This is a genomic window from Bacillus sp. CGMCC 1.60114, assembly GCF_042676365.1.
Classification (GTDB): Bacteria; Bacillota; Bacilli; order Bacillales; family Bacillaceae_G; genus Bacillus_A; species Bacillus_A rhizoplanae_A.
Window position 1 is genome coordinate 157267 of sequence record NZ_JBHTHG010000012.1, and the last position, 22156, is coordinate 179422.

The window sequence follows — 22156 nt, forward strand, 5'->3', positions numbered from 1 at the left end:
AGGCGATACTTGTAGGTAGTGGGAGGAGCCCTTTATGAGACAACGTTTGTTTCCAAAAGTACGATTTGCTCTCGTAGCTGTCGTCTTGTTATGGATTAAAACATATATTGTATACAGATTAGCTTTTGACATGAAAATTGATAACGCTTTCGAACAAATTATGTTGTTCTTTAATCCATTAGCTTCGTTATTGTTATTTTTCGGTTTCGCTTTATTAGCAACAAAACATCGAAACCGAATCATTATAAGTATTAGTATCGTGCTATCCTTTATTTTATTTGGCAATGCTATGTTTTATGGATTTTACGATGATTTTGTAACATTCCCTGTATTATTTCAAACAAATAATATGGCTGATTTAGGGACAAGTATTAAAGAACTATTTACGTATAAAACACTTCTATTATTTGCTGATGTAATTATTTTAGCCATTTTATCTCGTAAATCCCCTAGTTTTTGTGATACTACTCCTCTATCTCGGCAAGAGAAACGAACGTTTTTTAGCGGTGTAACAGCAGCATTAGCTTTACAAATGGTTATTTCAGTTATTTATAAACCACAACTTTTTTCACATTCATTTGATCGCCAAACAGTTGTGAAAAATCTTGGTTTGTATACTTATCATGTTTATGATATTGCACTACAATCGAAATCTTCTGCTCAGCGTGTCTTTGCAAGCGGAGATAGCTTTTCCGAAATTGATAACTACGTAAAAACAAAAGATAGACAAGAAAGCAAAGAGTTATTCGGTGTGGCAAAAGGTAAAAATGTTATTTTAATTTCAATGGAATCCACACAAAGTTTTGTCATCAACCAAAAAATAAATGGAAAAGAAATTACACCCTTTTTAAATGACTTCATTAAAGATAGCTATTATTTTGATAACTTTTACCATCAAACTGGACAAGGAAAAACATCAGACGCTGAGTTTATTATTGAAAACTCTTTATACCCGCTTGATCGCGGCTCTGTTTTCTTTACACATGCTAATAATGAATATACAGCTACACCAGAGCAACTCAAAAAATATGGATATTACTCTGCTGTATTTCATTCAAATGATAAAACATTTTGGAATCGTGATTCGATGTATCCTGCACTCGGATATGATCGCTATTTTAACTTACAAGACTATACAAATGCAGAACAAATGTCTGTTGGTTGGGGATTGAAAGATAAAGAATTTTTTGAGCAATCTATCTCAAAATTAAAATCTTTACCACAGCCATTCTATTCAAAATTCATTACATTAACAAATCACTTTCCTTTTTTACTAGAACCGGAAGATCGATTCATCGATGAATACAATTCGGAAAGCGGTGTTGTAAATCGTTATTTTCCAACTGTACGTTATACAGATGAAGCACTGAAACATTTTGTTAAACGATTAAAAGAAGAAGGATTATACGATAATTCTATTATTATTATTTACGGAGATCATTATGGCATTTCTGAAAATCATAATGCTGCTATGGCACAATTTATTGGAAAAGAAACGCTCACTCCTTTTGATGCGATGCAGCTGCAAAGAGTCCCACTCATCATTCACATTCCTGGCCAAAAAGGAAAAGTCATTTCAAAAGTTTCAGGACAAATTGATGTAAAACCAACACTTCTTCATTTACTGGGTGTAAAAACAAACAATTCTATTGAATTTGGCACAGATTTATTTGAAACAAACGATGAGCCACTTATAGTTATGCGCGACGGGAGTTTCGTAACAAATGATTATATGTATACAAAAAATGTATGCTATAACAAAAAAAACGGTGAGCCAGCTGATATTAACATTTGTCAACCATATATCAAAAAAGCGAAAACAGAATTGAATTACTCTGATAAACTCATTTACGGTGATTTATTACGCTTTGATCCGCATAATAAATATAAAACTGGTACGATGATAACGAAATTTGAATAAGGTGAAATTTTAATCAGATAGGGGTTTTCCATCCTTCACCTAGTTTCTTTGTTTTCTCTCAATATTGATGTGGTTGTAGGTCTTACTTCCTATTGATACAAAATAATAAACTAACCTCGAATTGTGACGATTCGGGGTTTATTTTTAACGTAATATGTCCTTTAATAAAAAATTCCTCCAAAAAGCAGGTTGTATTATATACTTTATTCATCCCAACAACATAATGGATTTCCTTGATTAATACTTCCGGTTTTACAACAAATGAAAATCCGTTGAAATCTTTCTCAAACCGAAGAATTTTTTCGTACGAGCACAGGAAATTTATGTTATGATAAAAAGGATAAACTTTCATAAACTAATCAAGAATCTATAAAAGAAAGCAAGGGATCATATTTTGTACAGAGCAGCCATTCCAAACTTATTTACGCTCGGAAATTTATATAGTGGATTTCTATCCATCGGCTACGCTTCATTAGGATACTACAAGTCAGCGGCAATTTTAGTTTTAATCGGAATGATGCTAGATAGTCTTGATGGAAGAATCGCACGCCTGCTTCGCGTCGATTCGCAACTCGGAAAAGAACTTGATTCATTAGCAGACGTAGTTACATTTGGTGCTGCACCCGCTGTATTGATGTATTACACATCCTTCTCTAATTACGGTATTATCGGACTATACATAGCAGGACTTTTCCCTCTATTTGGAGCATACAGATTAGCTCGCTTCAATGTCACACCATCATCAACATCAATGAAATATTTTACTGGTGTACCAATTACAGCAGCAGGTGGTCTTGTTGCCTTCCTTACTTTATTTTCACATACGATTCCAAAAATCGTACTTATTACAGTATTCGTGACATTCGCCTTTCTTATGGTTAGTCGCATTCGTATTCCAAGTATGAAAGATGTACCGATTCCAAAATATAGTATTATCGTGACACTCTTTTTAATCGGAATCATTTATACGATGTATAAAACGAGCTTCGGTAATATTTCAGTGTTTTTATTCATTGCTATTCCACTCTATATTTTATATATGCTGTCACAATTTCTTAGACATCGACCAGCACAAAAGAAACGAGCAAACAAATAGTAAAAAAGAATCCTTCCTTATGATAGGAAGGATTCTTTTTTATCCCGCATTAACAGCTGTAAGAGCCGGATTCGATTGGGCGGGCTGTACAGTCTTTACCGTAGAATCATAGTCTTCACGAGCTGCTTGTCAGCTACGAGGCGACTAGGCTCTTACCTCGACCGGACTATACCAGCTAGTTGTGCTTGACTTGGTTAGACACGCAATAATAAAAAGAGCTAGCAAAAATACCACTAACTCTCGTATTAATCAATAAATAGCCTAATTACAATCTTTGAATCAACCAATAAAATGCCAGCACAAAAATAAGGCAAGACGTTGAGATCATCATTTTACGATACCATGGGAACCTTCGCAGCCATATCAAGAGGGGCAATACTAGGCATAAGATCAATAGTTGGCCTGTTTCCACACCTAAATTAAACATCAGGAGTGAGCCAATCAGATTTTCTTTTGGAAGTCCTGTTTCAGCTAAAGCCCCGGCGAAGCCCATACCGTGAATCAGGCCAAATATGGCTGTCAATATCCACCGCCATTTCGCCTTTTGAACAAACATATTTTCCACTGCCACATAACAGATCGTCAGGGCAATCAAGACCTCGACCCAATGCGAACTGACCTGAACACGGTCGGTGGCCACCAAGAATAGTGTTATGCTGTGGGCGATTGTAAAAGCAGTAACAATTTTCAACGCATCCTTGAAGCGAGATGCGATTAATACTAAGGATAACAAAAACAACAAATGATCATAACCTGTCAAAATGTGTTCGATTCCAAGCTTAAAGTATTTCCACAAAACAGCGCCAATCTTAGGCTGGGGAACGTTGCTCAGATTATCACTTTTAGTGCTATCAATATGGGGAAGGTTGATCAGAATATCTCTATTCGTGCTATCAATCATATCCTGCTGAAAATATTCCCCTGCATGGACCATGAGTACACTCGTATGAGCAGGCGCATCGTCAAACACCAGATTGTAATGAAGATTAAATTGTTCGATTTCTTCATCGGCGATAAACTTCAGTTGAAATTCCACGCCTCTTACGGCACCCTTTTGCGCCATGTTCATCGAAACCAATTCCATCGTTAAGGGCTTCGAATCCGCATCTATGCGAAGACCTTTCTGGAGATAGGATTCGATTTTTCGCGAGGCCAGTTCATCGTTCACCATATTATCCAAGTCAGTACCGAATTGTGGAAACAAATCTTTTTGTTCAATAAAAAGATCATAGAGAACCTCGTTCCCTTCAATGTTTAAATCCGAGTAATTCATATTTATGGAATGCGCAAGTGAAGTTGTGGCAGTCCCAAAAAATAATAAGATCATGATGATGAACATGGACAGAAATGAACGCTGCTTCATAGTGGAACCTCTTTTCATGAAATGTTAGTATTACAATCTGCAATATAGTTTATCCGGTTACGAACGTTCATTCTGCAACTTGAACATGTTGCTCGACTTATTTCAAGCTGTCTAAGAGTGTTTTACTTGAGGGTTAAGGTTCAATACGTTCAGAACGATCGCAAGCGCCTCTGCGCGTGTGGAGTTGCCCTTCGGATCAAATAAGCCATTGCCCTTGCCGCTGATGATTCCCGCTTTTTCCGCATCCTTGATTTGATTTGCTGCATAAGAGCTTGCGCTTGCTATATCCACAAAGTTGCCTTTAGAAGCATTCTTTGTCCACTTTACTTAAGTCCACAATACGGGATAGAATAATAACCATTTCTTCACGGTTAATCGTTTTGTTCGGCTTGAACGTCCCGTCATCATATCCGGTAATCACTCCTGCGCTAGCAAGCTTCTCAATGGCGTCTTTATCCCAGTGTCTGTCAATATCTTTCACAACAACCGACTGGACAACAATTAGGTCAATTTCTACACCGACGGCGCCAGCGACTGTCACATTACATATAAAATATGAGCCGGTATCCCGTTGCAGAGCGAGGGAATGCAGCTTTAGTACACCTTTGGTACCATTAATCGTCCAAATAATGAGAGGAAGAAAATTGATCTCCCCCTCATTACCGATCCATCCTAAATTTCGCTAATGTGATGACACCTGCGTGTATACTTTTGGTTTCAAACACTTGAATTGCTCTACTTTTGTGTCAATACATATTGAGCGTCTCGTAGCAAATATTCAGCCGCTTCGCTTGAGATGTGCTTCCCGCATCGGTAACCAGTTCGACCGTAGCAGGCAACCCAAGAGCCGCGGCCGTCTTCGCTGTACCGTTGGCCAATTCGGTGATTGCTGCAGGTGGTTGGATGTTCAAGAGCGTCTTACCTTGATCAACGAATTTTACTCGATAAGTCGCTTTCGCTTTTAACGTTGTTCCTTCCACTGTTCCGTTCACGGTAAATGTACCCGCCTTCGCAACCATGTCTGCTGTGATTTCCTCCCATACAACATTCACTGCCCCTGTTGTTCCGTCATTGTATATGGCCTCAACCTGTGCAGGAAGTGCGGGTATTTCGCCTATGTTCGTATCTATGGCAACCGGTTTGAAGTCTACGATGTCTTCGATATTACAGTTTCTTATACAATATTTTGAACCAATTGATATTAAATCCGTCTGCAGCTGCCTGAAGCCTTATTGTATGCTTCCCGGCCGTCAGTGTAACCTCATCGGACACTGTTGACCAATTCTGCCACCCTCCTGTATTCGGCAATGCCGTTGTCTTCTGCGGAACTCCGTCTACGATAAATGTGATGCCGGATCCTGCCGACTTATTGACAGCCACCCTGTATTGCAGGGTATAAGTTCCTGATGACGGAATATCGATGTCACTGTATTCCATCCAAGAATCCGGACCAATATATCCAAGTGCCTGTCCGCCGCCAATGTCATTGGTGTCCTCTTTCTTTACATTGTTCATAGAGGTATAGTTTTCCGCCTGAATAAAAGCTGCAGCATCAACAGTTACACTGATGCTTGTTGTCAAAGGCACGTTATTGGGATTTTTCACCCCAGTTGGCAAAGTTACAGTTCCATTGACAGCGAAGGTTTGTGCAGCCTTTACAGTGGGATCATAGTTTGAAGCATCTACATTCCATGTCACATTGGCTTCTCCCTTGCCTGTATCAGTATCCAAGGATACTGATACAGGCAATCCAAGGGCATCCGCTGACTTCGCCGTTCCGATTGTCAACCCTGTTATGTCAGAATGCGCAGTGATGCTGTTTAAATTAACACTTTGAGCCTCAATGTCAATGTCCTGCGACGAACGGTTATACATGGAATCGTCGGCGAATACCCTGAGTATATATGGAGTAGTCGGCGACAAATCTGTAAACTTATAATGTCTGTATTCATCGAATGGTTTGTCTAACGGCAGCGAAAGGCTGTTAAACGATTTGTCCACTTTCCCCGTGAGCTTGTTGATAAGCTGAATATTATATTCCAAAACGCGCACATTGTCTTTTGCTTGCTTTATTGTAAAAGCAAGTTCGTTGTTTTTGTAGGAATCGACCGTAATACCCTCTTCAAACTGCGGAGCCATGAGTTCTCTTATATCGCTCCTGCTATAGGTAAAGGCCTCTTTTCCTTCACCAACGACTTTTACAGAAGGTATGCCTACATATTCATTTGTACTTAAATTATATTGTTTGATAATCATTTTCGAACCGTAAACCTCTATGAAATTCGCGATGCGAGGTGTGGTTTTGTAATTGATATACGAGCCTTCTATATATCCGCCGTACGGACCGTTATCAATATAGCTGGAATATGAACTCGCACCGCTGTCGAGATACGTAGCCGCACCTTGATAGTGAGAACGTTCGTCGGTCGGGTCGTATTGTGTATGACCTGACATATATACCACCTGCGAAAAATTATTGTCGGCAATATATTTACCTACATTATTACTTGCCGCGCTGCTCCATGCCGATCCCCACACGGTTCCGCTTATAGGGTAGTGAGAAGATACAAATATGGGTTTGGTTGGATCGTAATCCGCTTCTTTTTTAATTTGGTCAAGGAAATTTTTGGTTTTTCCCACCGTATTGTCGTTGTTATAATTTCCGTCAAAACCCACAAAATTATATCCTTTTACCTTTACCCTATAAGCACTATTAAAGAAATTGTTATCGTATGAATTCGTCGAGGCGTTCCACGCGCCCGCTGAACCGACAGGTATAAATTGTTCGGCGCCGCCCATATCATGGTTGCCTCTTACCATATAAAGCTTCGTATTGTCAAACAGACCCTCACCTTTAAGTTTATTGTATATGTCTGTCAGATTTTTCATCCACACATATTCATTGGCGTTGTTACCGCCGGTAACGTCGCCAGGAATAAAGAGTACGTCGGCCTGTGGGAATTGTCTCAGTTCTGTTCTGTAATCTTTTTCAATGCGCGCGATTGTTGCGGGATTAGCACTTACTTCCGGGTCGCTGTCCACAATCATATTTAAACCGGCGGGAGTTAATGTTTTATTGCTTTTTTGATAGATGAATATGGCGTTGTTTAGTTCACGTTCGTAATAATTGATGGTTTCCTGTGTATATAATTTTTCTTTTTGCGTTGTTGCAACCGTAGATGCCGTATTCAAGACCTTTTTCAAATAATCAAAATCGGTTTGGCTGAAGCTGTTGCCGAGACCGTCTGCTATTATTTTATTTGCTTCTGATATTTTGTCGTTAAGTGCGTTCATATCTACTTTATTTACAGCGTAACTATTATAATTAGCTTGAACTACATCACTGCTAAATGCACCTTTCCAAACATTCAGATCAGCTATATCGAATGAATTACCGCCATGTTTGCCCAATCCGTCGCTACCTATATTTAATGGATTCGATGTATCTAAAGTTCCGACCCCCAGCGAAGTTTCAGTCATTTTGTAACCATCAATATACAACGATCCGAGCATTTTATCTCTGTCTACAACAAATGTCACGTAACGCCAATTGGAAGCATTAAACGTGTCGCGCCCAAATTTTACTGATGCGGTCGGGAATCCTAAATTCATATTGACCGAATTAGCTGATGTATAAATCGCCCAGCCTTCGTTAGAGCTCTTAGTAAAATCCTTGTTTGATAATATTACCTGATTATTTTTAGTGTCACCCTTATACCAGAAGGATGTGGTAAAACTGTCATTACCAAAATTCAAGCTATGCTTCGTACCGACATAATTGCCGTCTCCGCTTTCTAAGTGCAGAGCTTTGGTCCCTGGTAACACACCGTCTACATAACTATAATTTCCATTTTCTGTCAAATTCTCTTGATTTACATCGTCCTTTAAATTATTATCGAATTTCATCGATGCAATAAGGGAGTTAGCATTTAATACTGCGTTCGTGGGTAATGAAGTTTTTTTGTCACCATTTGATGGTAAACTAACTACAACGCGTAATTTTTTACCAATATCATTTAACGTTACGGTGTAGCTTTTTGATGTACCACCCGATTTGACATTAATATATTTATCGCTTATACGTGACTCCTGTACTTGCCATTGAAATGTGAGATTTTTTCCATTTGACCCATGACCCATGATTGCACTGGCGGTGATCGTTTGACCGTAAACTGGCTGCATATTGTCGATTTTGACGAGTTTGCCGTCCGATTCGTTTGCAAGTGCGTCTGTGGTGGTCGATAACATAACGAATATCATCGTGAATACGAGGAAAATGGATAATATTCTTTTCATTATAGAAAACCTCCATATTTTAAGTATTTTAAGAGTCTGTTCAAAAGCTTGTAAAATTGAGTAAAAAACAAAGCCGTAGTGAAACTTTGATGCGGAACTCATTGATTATATCGATCATGTCGACGACTCCATTGTGCTGGAGAAGGTCGCCCCGCTTTACAAGGATGGCAGGCATCCTCCCATCGATCGAGATGAGAGGAGATTTTTTGTCACAGAAATCCCCCTTTCGTTTCCAATATTGGAACCTTGATGTTCTCCTTCTGCTGCTCTCATTAAACTGAAATGGTTCTTTTTGAATAGGCCCTTTTTGAATTGTAATGTAAAAATATTATATTTATATTTTCTCAGAGTTAATTTATTGTAAAATATGAAAATTCAGATTTATGCAAAAATGGAATTACAGATAAAAGTATCTAGTATATTCAAGGGAAACTTAATCGTTCATCGACCGAATATTTTATTTAAGGAGTACCGCCACATGTCCATCAAGCTAAGATCTTAAAGTATCCCCCAAACGGAAATTTTTTGTTTTTTATAGCACCGAAGTTCATTTTTATCGTTCTGGGGAAGAATGTGTTTCTTAACTTGATAGCGATGTGGCGGGACCCCAGACACAAAAAACGAATCATTTGATACGGTTAAAATAATCTATTTGGCAAAATAAAAAGTAGTTATCAAAAATGATAACTACTATGAAATCAAATATTATTTTATTGATTTTCTTATAAACCATTTCCTAAATAAATATACTAATCCAATTAAAGCTAAAACAGTAATAATAATTCCTGGAATCCCAAAACTATTTAATATATTGGTCCTCCTTTTTTAATATTAGCTTGGATTTATTGTAAAAGTACCACCCGAATGATTAACAGTAACCGTACACCATGTTGAAGCATAAGCTACAACCGCAGTATAATTCTTAGTTGCAGTTAACGTAGTATTTAGTCCAGAAGTAGAAATTGATCCAGAATATACTTTACCAACACCTCCACTTCCTACTAATCCATAAGCATCATGATAAACTAGTAGATTTTGTAACTTTGTAGCATATTATAACAAATATACATATATCTGTTATAAGGATATTATTTAATTTTTTGACAATTATATGTCTTAAAAGGAGGAGAGGAAGCAACCGTGACGTGAAGTGTGGGTTTGAAATAAAGTCACGATGTTTGTAAGAATGACGCGAAGCTTTGAACAAAGTTGCGATGTTTATAAAAATGATGCGATGCTTTATCTCTTTGATCGAAGAATTTTAAATGAATTTGGATTTTTTATTACATGAATTGTCCATTCAAAAAGAAAAGAATCCATTTTGATTAATGTTCTTTTTGAATGGACTCTTTTGCTTATTGTACAGTTAGTTTTCTTTAAATGGATTGTGATTTTGAATAAAATTTTGTTTTCACTTTTTGATCAAACTTTGTTTTAATGCCACACAATTTAGGATTAAGATTTTTATGGAGGGGAAGTATAAAGAAAGAAGGAATATACATTGTTGATTCTAAAGAAGTAGTTAGCAGTAATTTCAGGTGAAGATGATTGTGATATTGCATTCCATAAAAAAGAATGTTAGTCTAAAAATAGAATTATGAGAGGACTGATGGGTGAATAATGATTAACTAATCTATTTTTTAATTTGAAATTAATAACTTCAAACTACAAAATATAGGGTTAGTCTATCCATTTTTTATAAATCAGTTCATACTTTATTTGTCATGATTCCAATGATAAATAAGAACTTATTAAGTATAAGTGAAAGACTAATCCTTCCGATTACAAATTGGGAGGATTTTTTTATTCTCTTATAGGTAAGTTGATATTTATTAATCCGTAACTGTAACCTAACAAATAAAGGAGAGAGAAAAATGAGTAATTCAGACACTATTGTTACACATGTAATGCTCTATATAAGTCGTTAATATCCATCAAACTTATATAGAGGAATTAAAAAATTGATGGATATTCCGACTTTATATGAAAAGTGTTCATATATAAAGGAGGAATTATTATGTCAATGATAAAAGTTCAAGACTTAACTTTTTCATACCCAGGTAGCTTTGATAATATTTTTGAAGGTGTAAACTTTCAAATAGATACGGATTGGAAACTAGGGTTTATTGGTAGAAACGGACGAGGTAAAACGACATTCTTTAATTTATTATTAGGTAATTATGAGTATAGTGGGAAAATCACTTCTTCGGTAGAATTTAATTATTTCCCTTACCCAGTTTCGGATAAGAACAAGTTCACTCATGAAATCCTTGAAGAAATTTGTCCCCAAGCAGAAGATTGGGAATTTCTGCGTGAAATATCCTATTTACATGTTGATGCCGAGGCCATGTATCGACCATTTAAAACATTATCAAATGGAGAACAAACAAAGGTGTTACTTGCTGCACTGTTTTTGAATAAGGGTCAATTTCTATTAATTGATGAGCCAACAAATCATCTAGACACTGATGCACGAAAGATAGTCTCTGATTATCTAAGGAAGAAAAAAGGGTTTATTTTGATTTCACATGACAGAATCTTTTTAGATGGATGCGTTGACCATATCTTATCTATAAATAGAGCAAATATTGAAGTTCAAAGTGGTAACTATTCTTCTTGGAAGTTAAATTTTGATAGACAGCAGGAACACGAAGAGGCTACAAATGAGCGTCTACAAAAAGACATAGGGAGATTAAAACAGTCTTCAAAGCGTTCAGCAGATTGGTCTCATCAAGTGGAAGCTTCCAAAAATGGAACAAGGAATTCAGGATCTAAGTTAGATAAGGGTTTTGTAGGACATAAAGCGGCCAAGATGATGAAGAAAGCGAAGAACCTTGAATCAAGGCAACAAAAAGCTATTGAAGAAAAGTCAAAATTACTAAAAAATGTGGAGAAAACTGAGTCGTTAAAATTAGAACAATTGAAATTTCAGTCAAATGAATTGGTTGTTTTGGCTGATGTGTCTGTTAAGTATGATGACCAAATAATAAATGAACCAATTCGCTTCATAGTTGAACAAGGGGATCGAATTGTACTTGATGGAAAGAATGGAAGCGGGAAAAGTAGTATCCTAAAACTAATTCTAGGACATCCAATACAGCATACAGGCTCAGTTAATTTAGGTTCAGGACTCATCATTTCCTATGTCCAACAAGATACTTCTCATTTGAAGGGATCGTTATCGGACTTTATTGAAGAGCACGAGATTGATGAGACGTTATTTAAATCCATCCTACGTAAGATGGATTTTGACCGAATTCAATTTGAGAAAGGTATATCTCATTATTCTGGTGGACAAAAGAAAAAGCTGCTTATCGCTAAAAGTTTATGTGAAAAAGCTCATTTATATATATGGGATGAACCATTAAATTTTATTGATATTTATTCGCGTATGCAGATTGAAGAGCTTATTCAACAATTTAATCCCACAATGGTTATTGTTGAGCATGATAAGGCATTTCAACAAACAGTTGCAACAAAAACTATATCTATATAGTTCAAAGTGAATGATTGAAGGTATAATCAGTAAATCAAGTCATTAAACTATAGGGCGCTTTAATGGAGTGATGAAAAAAGCCTAATTCCTCTACAATAAATTGAGAAATTAGGCTTTTTAATAGGAAAAGTAGGATACATATTAACAGAATGCACTCGTAAATAGGAATATGATATAAGACCCTAAGGTTTTCCTACTATGAATAAAGTTTGACAACTTTATTCTCTCTACACACGGGCTTTCCATCAGTGGGGGATGAAGAAAATCCCCCACTGATGAAAGTTTCACTTTATTTCATAATAAGTTCTTTTTTATACACTGGAGTTAATGGCTCATTTCCTTCTAGCACTGCTAAAATATTACGCACTGCCATTTCTGCCATTGCATCCCGTGTCTCAATCGTTGCATTTCCAATATGGGGTGTTAACACAACGTTTGTTAATCCCTTTAGTTTTTCTGTAATTCTCGGTTCAAACTCAAACACATCAAGTGCTGCTCCTTCAATTTCCTTTGTTTCTAAAGCATGAGCAAGCGCGGATTCATTCATAATCGGACCACGTGCCGCATTAATAATATAAGCAGTTTTTTTCATCATTTTAAACTGTTCTTCATCAATCATATGATGCAACTTTGGATTATACGCACAGTTAATTGTAATAAAATCTGCTGTTTGTAATAGTTCTTCTAGCGTTACATATGTTGCCTCTAATTCTTGCTCCGCCTCATGCTTACGACTTGGCCCTGTATACACAATATTCATACCAAATGCTTTTGCTCGTTTCGCTACCGCTTTTCCAATTTCTCCAAGACCAATAATACCGATTGTTTTACCGTATACTTCACGTCCTAAGAAAAAGAGCGGTGCCCAGCCATTAAAACCAACTGTACGACATAGCGTATCGCCTTCTGGAATACGGCGCGCTGCTGCTAATAAAATAGCAAACGTTAGCTCTGCTGTTGCCTCTGTTGAAACTTTTGGCGTGTTTGTTACCGCTATGTCTTTTTCCACTGCATATTTATAATCAATATTGTCATACCCAGCACCGTAGTTTGCAATAATTTTCAAATGTGGTGCTGCATCGATAACTTCTTCCGTAACTTTTGTTGAAAGTAAGCTTAATAATGCATCCTTATCTTGTACACGTTTCACTAGTTCTTCCGTGCCAATTAACTCTTCCTTATCATACATTTCTACTTCATGACCTCGTAACAACTGTAGTCCGATTTCTGGAATTTGTCCTGCTACTAAAATTTTCGCCATAATTAAGCATCCTTTCCTTTTAACATAAAATGAAGCTTCTATTAGTGAAAGTTTTTATCATCTTCGTCTTCTCTGAATCTTGAAGTGAGCGTTCTTATTGCTCGCGAATAGTAAGATAAACACTTTCAATATTATTGTAAGAAATTCTATCGAAAAAAGACAAGGAATTTAATTGTTCTTGTAACCTTTCTTTACAAAATCATGAAAAAGAGGCTGAACACATTCAACCTCTTTTTTGCTATAGTTTAATTCCGCACTAATAGGCAGTAAAAACTCGATTGATGTAACTAAACATAAGTGAAGGTTATCCCCCAGTTATGGAAGTTTCACTTTATCCCGCATTAACGGGCAGTAAGACCCCCATCTCAAGATTTAGAGAAAAGCGAAGAAGATAGATGGGGATAACTGCCCTTAAAAGCCCGATTGGTTCAACTAACCATCAGTGGGGGATGAAGCCCCCCACTGATGGAAGTTTCACTTTATTTATCGCTTCCTTGCTCTAACTTTACATCAATCGTTCCTTCGGCTACTGTATCACTAATTTGTTCTTGTATAACTGATTGCTCTGATTGGTCTTTTTTTGCAACATCGCTCTGATTCGTTAACTTCCCAGTATCTTTATATTGTTGTTTCACCATAAGAACAGCCTCCTTTTTTGTTCAACGTTAGTGTAAACAAAAAAAGAAGTTTTCATCCCGCTATTCGTGGGCAGTAAGCCCCCCACCTCAAGATGCAGAGAAAAGCGATGAAGATAGGTGGGGGATAAAGAAAACCCCTACTGATGGAAGTTTCACTTTATCGCAAAACATTTTCTTCTACATATTCGATCGGTTTCATGTTCCGGATTCGTTTTTCAAATGTTGCAATGTGCGTCACACCATGATTACGAAGCGTCTCTATATTTTCTTTTACGTAGCTACCTAAATCATTCGGGAAATGCGCATCTGAAGAAATCGTAATCGGAACACCATAATGCACTAAACGTTGTAAAAACAAAGGGCTTGGGCACATTTCTCTGACAGGATACCGATAATATAAGCCAGCATTCACTTCCGTAGCTGTATTTGTTTCGATTAAAGCTTTGGCAATTTTCTCATAATACGGTAATTGCTGATTTTCATCTATGCGATAGTTAAACACTTTAATATTGTCTAAATGCGCAACGATATCAAATAATTCAGAACGTATCGCTTTTTCTAAAGTACAAAAAAATTCGGGATATAATACATGTAAATCATGCTGTCTAAAATAAGCGTCTGTATCTGGATTATCAAATCCCCATCCATTAATAAAATGAACAGAGCCAATGACATAATCCCAATTTCCTAACGTTAATAGTTTCGCTAGTTCCTCTTCCCCGCCAATAAAGTAATCAGCTTCTATTCCAAGCCGTAATATCACGCCTCGTTTGCTCCATCTTTCTTTCGCATCTTCAATTGCTTTTGTAAAATTTGCAATCGACTCTACTCTCACCTGATCCAGCCATTCTTTTTGCAGATGTCCAAGTTCTGTATCACTAATATCGACATAGCGCTCATAGTATTCCTTTGCTTCGTAAAAACGATATAAGTGGTCAACGATCCCAACTTCCCGTATTCCTTTGCGCACTGCTTCCTCTAAATATAAATCAATCCACTCCGGTGAAAATGCGCCTTCTTTTACACGCTTTTGCAAACGTTCCCCAGCTTTTAAGATCCATCCCATTGAATGTTTCTCTTCCTCAATCGGTGCAAAATACTCAAGCGCTTCATTTGTTCGAGATAACCACCGCATTGAATACGGCCCTTCTTCTAAGTGAAGGTGATAATCTACTCTCATCTTTCTCCCCTCCTATAATGTATCAATTTCTTTTCGTTCGCCCACTCTCGATAATTGCCCTTGACGTTTATTTAATTCTTCTATTATCTCTTGTAATGATACATTTTTTTCTACTAGCAATACTAAGCAATGATACGTAAAATCAACAACTTCTTTTATAAGCTCATCTTTCTCATTATTTTTCGCTGCAATCACAATTTCAGTACATTCTTCTCCTAATTTCTTTAATATTTTGTCTTCTCCTTTTGTAAATAAGTAATTCGTATACGATTCAGAAATAGGATTCTCTTTTCGCTGTTGAATTGTTTCATATAACTGTTGCAACACATCGCTCATTTCCTTATCCCCCTATAACACCTTATTATGAAAACATGACTTTTCTCCTGTATGGCACGCTACACCAACTTGCTGAACAACTACCATAATAGAATCTTGATCGCAATCTAAATATAATGATTTTACATGTTGAACATGTCCTGATGTTTCCCCCTTATTCCACAAACCTCTTCGTGAGCGAGAATAAAACCAGGTCGTTTTTGTTTCTAATGTTTTTTCATACGCTTCTTCATTCATATAAGCTAGCATCAAAATTTCTTTTGTACCCTCTTCTACTACAACAGCTGGCAATAATCCTTTTGAAAAATCCGGTTTCACAATCTCACCTCAATTTGCGCTTCTTGTAACTTTTGTTTCGTTTCTTGAATAGTCGCGGTGCCATAATGAAAAATAGAAGCCGCTAGCGCCGCATTTGCTGATGTTCGCTGAAAAACTTCTCCAATATGTTTAATTGATCCACATCCACCCGAAGCAATTACAGGAATACCAACGGCTTTTGAAACTGTTTCTGTTAAAAGTAAATCATAGCCATCTTTTGTCCCATCGGCATCCATGCTCGTTAAAAGTAATTCCCCAGCACCTAAACTTTCCACACGCTTTGCCCATTCGATTACATCTATTCCTGTATCAATGCGACCTCCATTTACATATACATTCCACTTATTTTCTCCGACCTTTCTTGCATCGATTGCAACGACTATACATTGAGAACCGAATTGCTCCGCTCCTTCTTGTATTAACTCTGGTCTTTGCACTGCAGCTGAATTTAATGAAACTTTATCTGCACCAGCTCGAAGTAATGCATACATATCTTGGACAGACGAGATTCCACCTCCAACTGTTAGTGGAATAAATACTTGAGATGCTGTACGTTCTACGACATCAATCATTGTTTTTCGTTCTTCGTACGTTGCCGTAATATCTAAAAACACAAGTTCATCCGCACCTGCCTCATTGTATGCAGCGGCAATTGCAACAGGATCGCCAACATCTTGTAACCCGACAAAATTTACACCTTTTACAACACGACCATTCTTCACATCTAAACACGGAATAATTCGCTTTGTTAACATATGCCTGTCACCTGTAATGCTTCTTCTAAAAGAACTTTTTTGTCATATAATGCTTTTCCAATGATAACGCCATATAAGTTCATATCCTGTAATTTCTCAACATCAGCAAGCGAACTCACACCGCCGGAAGCAACAATTTGAAGCGAAACCTCATCTTGCAATTTTTGTAATTGTTCAAAATTTGGACCTGCAAGCGTTCCATCTCTAGAAATGTCAGTAAAAATAAGCGTCTGCACACCCACTTTTTCCATTTCCTTTGCCAGTTGTACATAAGACGTTTCAGACACATCTAACCATCCTCGCGTTGCTACATAACCATTTTTAGCATCGATTCCAACAATAATTTTATCTCCATATAATCGAACTGCCTCTTCTACAAATGAACGATCATATAGTGCTGCTGTTCCAAGAATTACTTTCATTACTCCAACTGCTAAAAGTGTTTCAATTGCAACAATTGAACGAATCCCTCCTCCTACTTGCACCGGAATTCGCACTGCCTTACAAATGTCTTCAATGACAGAAAGGTTTTCTGAACGCCCTGCCACAGCTCCATCTAAATCGACAATGTGCAGTACACGTGCACCAAGTTGTTCAAATAGTAATGCCTGGGCAACTGGGTTTTCATTCATTACCGTTTCTTGTTGAAATTGCCCTTGATACAAACGAACGCAACGACCATTTTTTAAATCGATAGCTGGGAAGATTTCCATGTTTCTATAACCTCCTTAAAATTTCGTAATATTTGAATTCCTATCTCACCACTTTTTTCAGGATGAAACTGAGCCCCGAATACATTTCCTCTTGAAACAATTCCTGGTACGAAAACACCATACTCGCTATCGCCTACTACAACGTCATTCGGACATTGTGCATAATAAGAATGAACATAATAGACGAAAGCGCCATCCTCTATCTTATTCCATAAAGGATGTTCCTTTTTCTTTTGTAACTGATTCCATCCCATATGAGGAATTTTATATGGTACGTCTAGTTTCTTTATCGTTCCTGGAAGCAATCCTAACCCTTTCGTTCTTTCAATTTCTTCACTTTCTTCAAATAAAAGCTGCATCCCTAAACAAATTCCAAACAACGGTTTTCCTGCAATAGCAACTTGCTTCAAAACAGAAATAAGTCCTTTCTCTTCTAAACAACGCATCGCTCTTGGAAACGCACCAACTCCCGGCAAAATAACGCCGTCGCTATTCAGAAATGCTTCTGCTTCATCTGTTACAATATACTCTGCTCCAATATGTCTTAACGCTTGCTCTACACTTCGAATGTTGCCCATTCCATAATCTACAATCGCAATCATATTACAACATTCCTTTCGTGGAATTTACCCCTATAATTTTTTCATTTTTTTCGGTGGCATCATGCAGTGCACGTCCAAACGCTTTAAAAAGTGCTTCAATTTTGTGATGCGTGTTGCTTCCATATAAAACACGTGCATGTAATGTTATATTTGCTGTATGAGCTACCGCACGAAAAAATTCTTCAGCTAACTCCGTATCAAAATCACCAAGTTTTGGATTTGTAAATTCACCATCAAATACGAGATAGGACCTTCCACTTATATCAACTGTAACAAATCCTAACGCTTCATCCATCGGTACATAAGCTGTGCCATAACGATTAATTCCTGCTTTATCACCAAGTGCTTCTTTCAAACAATTCCCAAGAACAATTCCAACATCTTCTACCGTATGATGAGCATCGATATGCACATCACCATCAGCTTCAATTTGCAATCCGAAGCGGCCGTGTTTTGCAAATAATGTCAACATATGATCAAAAAAACCAACTCCCGTTTGAATTGAAACTTCTTGATTACCATCTAATTGCAGTGCTACAGATATCTTCGTTTCTGTTGTAATTCTCGTTTGTTTTGCGGCGCGCATTACTTTTCCCCTCCTTCAAAACGAATCTCAATTGCTCTCGCATGAGCTTGTAATCCTTCTTTTTCTGCTAGATTGACAATATGCTGTTGCACTTGCCCAAGAGCCTCTTTTGTATAAAATAAAAAGCTCGATTTTTTCATAAAATCATCAACAGATAATGGAGAAAAAAACCTTGCTGTTCCACTCGTTGGTAACACGTGATTCGGACCTGCCATATAATCACCTAATGGTTCCGGCGCATACGGACCTAAAAAGATAGAACCTGCATGTTGAATATATGGAAGAGCTGTCATTGGTTCTTTTATGTGCAGTTCTAAGTGTTCCGGCGCAATTTCATTTGAGAGCTGGAACGCTTGCTCCAACGATTCTACGACAAGAATCGCTCCGTTTCTGTTAATAGATTCACGAGCTATTTCACTTCTCGGAAGGCTCATCAATTGTTTTTCTATTTCTCTATTCACTTCCTGCGCTAATTCTAAACAAGTTGTGATACAAATAGCGGTTGCACGTATATCGTGCTCTGCTTGTGATAATAAATCAGCAGCAATATAAGCTGCATTTCCCGTTTCATCAGAAATCACAACAATTTCAGACGGGCCAGCAATCATATCGATATGAACTGCACCAAATACTTCTCGCTTCGCTAATGCCACATATATATTTCCCGGTCCTACAATCTTATCAACACGCGGAATCGATTCTGTTCCATATGCTAACGCAGCAATTGCTTGTGCTCCTCCTACTGTATATACCTCATCAACTCCAGCAACTTTTGCCGCAGCTAAAATATGTGGATCTACTCCTTCACAATTCGGCGGTGTTACCATGACGATCTTATTGACGCCTGCGATTTTTGCTGGTAAGACATTCATGAGAACTGATGATGGATACGCTGCCGTTCCTCCGGGTACATATACACCAACAGTTTGTAATGGCCGAACAAGCTGCCCGCGAATAATTCCCTCTTTTTCTGTATCAATAAAAGCTTGTCTCTTTTGCTTTTCATGATAGGAAATAATATTCTTCTTTGCTTCTTCCAATGCTGCTAAAAATGCTGGTTCAACACTTTGATAAGCTAACTCCATCTCTTCTTCCGAAACTTGAAATTTGGTTAACTCTACTTTGTCAAAAGCCTTCGTATACGAAAATAACGCTTCATCTTTCTTTTCTTTGACACTTACAACAATTTTTCTCACATCTTGTTGAATCGTTTCTTCGATTGTGTTTGCCTGTTCCCTTAACTGCTTCACCTTACATAAAACACCAGAATAATCCGCGCATGTAATTTCCATATTTACCCTCCTCTATTCCTTTTCTATTAAGACACTTTCCATTTTATTTATAATATTGAATATTTCGTCTTTTTTCATTTTTAAAGATGCTTTGTTTACAATTAAACGTGCTGAAATGTCACAAATTTCTTCAAATACTAGTAATCCATTTTCTTTCAATGTTTGTCCTGTTTCTACAATATCAACGATTGCATCTGCTAATCCTAATAAAGGAGCAATCTCTACAGAACCTTCTATTTTAATAATCTCTACATCTTCTCCCTTCTTACGAAAATATGCAGAAGTAATATTCGGATACTTTGTTGCAATCCTCTTTTTGTTATAACCGTTTGGACTATACGACGAAACGGAAGCAACGCAAAATTTACAACGCCCTACCCCTAAATCAATCATTTCATATACATCGTTTTCATATTCAAGCAAGATATCTTTGCCGGCAATACCGATATCAGCTATACCATGTTGTACATACGTTACAACATCAACTGCTTTTACAAGGATGAATGAAATTTGTGAGTTTTTACTTTGAAATACAAGCTTCCTTCCTTTATCCTTTAGCTCTGAGCAATCAATACCGATTCGTTCAAATAACGGAATCACATGTTTTTCTAATCTTCCTTTCGTTAACGCAATTTGAATGTTACGCATGAGGATTCTCCTTTTTTCTGCATGATCCATTTATCTTTCCAAACATATTCGACTAAAGTATCTCCTGATACATCAATTACAGTTTTCACATCATGTGTTCTTGCAAATTGAAATGTATCTTGTAAATTTTCTAACATTGACAATTCTACTTTTATACCATCTTTTCCAAGTAAAATACGTAATTTTTCTGCTTCGGAAATCATATCTAACGAATAATATATGAGAGCATCTATTTGTTTTTGGTATGAAATTTCTTTCCGTTCTTGTAAGGTACGTACAATTTGATTTACTTGTATTGCTAAACCTACTGCAGGTAAAGATTCACCAAAATTCCCAATCAATTCATCATATCTTCCACCACTAACAATTTCTTCTCCAACATCGCATATATATCCGCGAAAGATTACACCGGTATAATAATTGAGATGTTGGATCATCCCCAAATCAATAGATATATATTGACCATAACCAAGGCGATCAATGTTTTCATATATATTTTTTATCCTCGCAATTGCTCTTTTCATTTCTTTACTCACAGCAAGTTTTTCAGCTTCCTCAACTACTTCTAATCCACCAAATAAACGAGGTAATTTTTGTAATAATCGCACTGTTTCATCTTGCATATCCAACTGCTTTTCTTGTAAAAAACGGGACAAAGCGGCAAAATTTTTACTCTCAATATATTCTCGCAATGCATATTCATCTTCTTCTCGCAAAGACAATTTTTTCACAATGGATTTATAGAGTTCCACTTGGCCAATTTCAATTTTAAATGATTGAATACCAGCTGATTGTAAAGCTGCAATCGTACTTACTATACACTCGATTTCAGCACGTATATTATCAATACCGATAATTTCAATTCCAGTTTGTGTAATTTCATTATATTTACCTGTTAAAGATTCATTTGCTCTAAAAACATTCCCACTATATGTTAATTTCAAAGGAGTTTTCATCTTTTTTGTTCCAATTACACGTGCTAACGGAATTGTCATATCAGGTCTCAGAACGAGGATACGTCCTTCAGAATCAAAAAACTTATACATTTTCTCCTCATCCATAGGACGATTTTGAAATGCAAACACATCATAAAACTCAATCATAGGTGTCCGTATTTCTTCATATCCCCTATTGATAAATGTTCGTCTTAATTTTTGTTCAACCTCTTCCATCAATGTACATTCTTGAAACAAAAAATCTCTTGTTCCATTCGGATTGGCTCGTTTCCATTTTTTCATCATTACACCTCTACTTTCTCGGCACATATATACAAAAAATCTACAATGATAACATATTTAATATGCTTCTCTTACATGTCCATTATTAATTTCTTGAACTTCTCCTACTCACCACTCAGCTATCCCTTGTAACACACTAGAAGCGGGAATCTTCTGACAGAATTTTGATACATTATTTGTTACGAGTTCATCTTCGAAAATACTCATACATTCATAACATAGCGCTAAGAAAACGAAAAAAGAGCTATGTAGATAAAAATACCTACATAGCTCTTTGGAGAATGTAGGTACAACGGAACTAACCCTTGTACCTACACGTTTTTTCACGCTAGGTTCAAGGGTTTATGTATGATGATGTTGTGTAAATGAAATGACTGATTGTGTTGTGAACATTGTCATTACTCCCTTTCTCCTCTT

At 36.9% G+C, this 22156-nt stretch carries 20 protein-coding genes; 3 read left to right on the forward strand and 17 right to left on the reverse strand.

Features of this window, described 5'->3' with window-relative positions; all coding sequences use genetic code 11:
• The first annotated feature begins 34 nt into the window (after positions 1-34).
• Together ACFQZ1_RS06805 and pssA are read left to right on the forward strand one after the other, a co-directional pair.
• Positions 35-1921 (forward strand): LTA synthase family protein, encoded by a 1887-nt coding sequence (locus ACFQZ1_RS06805; RefSeq protein ID WP_377881357.1) that lies wholly within the window; start codon positions 35-37, stop codon positions 1919-1921.
• A gap of 394 nt (positions 1922-2315) precedes the next feature.
• Positions 2316-3017, forward strand: a complete 702-nt coding sequence (pssA, locus tag ACFQZ1_RS06810) for a CDP-diacylglycerol--serine O-phosphatidyltransferase (protein WP_377881358.1) — start codon at positions 2316-2318, stop codon at positions 3015-3017.
• A 265-nt stretch (positions 3018-3282) separates the two neighbouring features.
• Here the strand turns inward: pssA and ACFQZ1_RS06815 are convergent, their stop codons facing one another.
• The 5 genes from ACFQZ1_RS06815 to ACFQZ1_RS06835 form a co-directional block, all read right to left on the reverse strand.
• Positions 3283-4380 (reverse strand): HupE/UreJ family protein, encoded by a 1098-nt coding sequence (locus ACFQZ1_RS06815; protein WP_377881359.1) that lies wholly within the window; start codon positions 4378-4380, stop codon positions 3283-3285.
• A gap of 111 nt (positions 4381-4491) precedes the next feature.
• Complete coding sequence (locus ACFQZ1_RS06820; RefSeq protein WP_377881360.1) at positions 4492-4671, reverse strand: S-layer homology domain-containing protein; 180 nt, start codon at positions 4669-4671, stop codon at positions 4492-4494.
• Between the two features lie 10 nt (positions 4672-4681).
• A complete protein-coding gene (locus ACFQZ1_RS06825) occupies positions 4682-4921 on the reverse strand; it encodes an S-layer homology domain-containing protein (protein ID WP_377881361.1) in 240 nt (79 codons plus the stop codon).
• Between the two features lie 205 nt (positions 4922-5126).
• Positions 5127-5597 (reverse strand): Ig-like domain-containing protein, encoded by a 471-nt coding sequence (locus ACFQZ1_RS06830; protein WP_377881497.1) that lies wholly within the window; start codon positions 5595-5597, stop codon positions 5127-5129.
• On the reverse strand, positions 5545-8676 hold the full coding sequence (locus ACFQZ1_RS06835; RefSeq protein WP_377881363.1) for a carbohydrate-binding protein: 3132 nt from the start codon (positions 8674-8676) through the stop codon (positions 5545-5547). Before ACFQZ1_RS06835 ends, ACFQZ1_RS06830 begins: the two co-directional genes overlap by 53 nt.
• Before the next feature lie 2017 nt (positions 8677-10693).
• Here ACFQZ1_RS06835 and ACFQZ1_RS06840 point away from each other — a divergent pair.
• Positions 10694-12172 carry an Lsa family ABC-F type ribosomal protection protein gene (locus tag ACFQZ1_RS06840; RefSeq protein ID WP_377881364.1) on the forward strand — a complete coding sequence of 493 codons (1479 nt, stop codon included), beginning with the start codon at positions 10694-10696 and terminating at the stop codon, positions 12170-12172.
• 289 nt (positions 12173-12461) lie between these two features.
• On the opposite strand, the gene ACFQZ1_RS06845 is transcribed toward ACFQZ1_RS06840, so the two are convergent.
• The 12 genes from ACFQZ1_RS06845 to ACFQZ1_RS06900 form a co-directional block, all read right to left on the reverse strand.
• Positions 12462-13433 carry an NAD(P)-dependent oxidoreductase gene (locus ACFQZ1_RS06845; RefSeq protein ID WP_377881365.1) on the reverse strand — a complete coding sequence of 324 codons (972 nt, stop codon included), beginning with the start codon at positions 13431-13433 and terminating at the stop codon, positions 12462-12464.
• A gap of 479 nt (positions 13434-13912) precedes the next feature.
• Positions 13913-14071: a DUF4025 domain-containing protein gene (locus tag ACFQZ1_RS06850; protein WP_230573925.1), complete on the reverse strand. Its 159-nt coding sequence runs from the start codon at positions 14069-14071 to the stop codon at positions 13913-13915.
• A 157-nt stretch (positions 14072-14228) separates the two neighbouring features.
• Positions 14229-15251, reverse strand: coding sequence for a histidinol phosphate phosphatase domain-containing protein (locus ACFQZ1_RS06855; RefSeq protein WP_377881366.1), 1023 nt, complete (start codon positions 15249-15251; stop codon positions 14229-14231).
• A 12-nt stretch (positions 15252-15263) separates the two neighbouring features.
• Positions 15264-15587, reverse strand: a complete 324-nt coding sequence (locus ACFQZ1_RS06860) for a phosphoribosyl-ATP diphosphatase (protein ID WP_336482707.1) — start codon at positions 15585-15587, stop codon at positions 15264-15266.
• Between the two features lie 12 nt (positions 15588-15599).
• Complete coding sequence (hisI, locus tag ACFQZ1_RS06865) at positions 15600-15905, reverse strand: phosphoribosyl-AMP cyclohydrolase (protein ID WP_336482706.1); 306 nt, start codon at positions 15903-15905, stop codon at positions 15600-15602.
• Complete coding sequence (gene hisF / locus ACFQZ1_RS06870; protein ID WP_377881367.1) at positions 15902-16660, reverse strand: imidazole glycerol phosphate synthase subunit HisF; 759 nt, start codon at positions 16658-16660, stop codon at positions 15902-15904. The genes hisI and hisF overlap by 4 nt, the downstream gene beginning before the upstream one ends.
• Complete coding sequence (gene hisA / locus ACFQZ1_RS06875; RefSeq protein WP_377881368.1) at positions 16654-17373, reverse strand: 1-(5-phosphoribosyl)-5-[(5-phosphoribosylamino)methylideneamino]imidazole-4-carboxamide isomerase; 720 nt, start codon at positions 17371-17373, stop codon at positions 16654-16656. Before hisA ends, hisF begins: the two co-directional genes overlap by 7 nt.
• Positions 17346-17975, reverse strand: a complete 630-nt coding sequence (gene hisH, locus ACFQZ1_RS06880) for an imidazole glycerol phosphate synthase subunit HisH (protein WP_377881369.1) — start codon at positions 17973-17975, stop codon at positions 17346-17348. The genes hisA and hisH overlap by 28 nt, the downstream gene beginning before the upstream one ends.
• A 1-nt stretch (position 17976) precedes the next feature.
• A complete protein-coding gene (hisB, locus tag ACFQZ1_RS06885; RefSeq protein WP_377881370.1) occupies positions 17977-18561 on the reverse strand; it encodes an imidazoleglycerol-phosphate dehydratase HisB in 585 nt (194 codons plus the stop codon).
• Positions 18561-19853: a histidinol dehydrogenase gene (hisD, locus tag ACFQZ1_RS06890; RefSeq protein WP_377881371.1), complete on the reverse strand. Its 1293-nt coding sequence runs from the start codon at positions 19851-19853 to the stop codon at positions 18561-18563. The genes hisB and hisD overlap by 1 nt, the downstream gene beginning before the upstream one ends.
• Positions 19854-19865: 12 nt before the next feature.
• Positions 19866-20501, reverse strand: coding sequence for an ATP phosphoribosyltransferase (gene hisG / locus ACFQZ1_RS06895; protein WP_154712361.1), 636 nt, complete (start codon positions 20499-20501; stop codon positions 19866-19868).
• Positions 20477-21739, reverse strand: coding sequence for an ATP phosphoribosyltransferase regulatory subunit (locus ACFQZ1_RS06900; RefSeq protein WP_377881372.1), 1263 nt, complete (start codon positions 21737-21739; stop codon positions 20477-20479). The genes hisG and ACFQZ1_RS06900 overlap by 25 nt, the downstream gene beginning before the upstream one ends.
• Positions 21740-22156 lie beyond the last annotated feature (417 nt).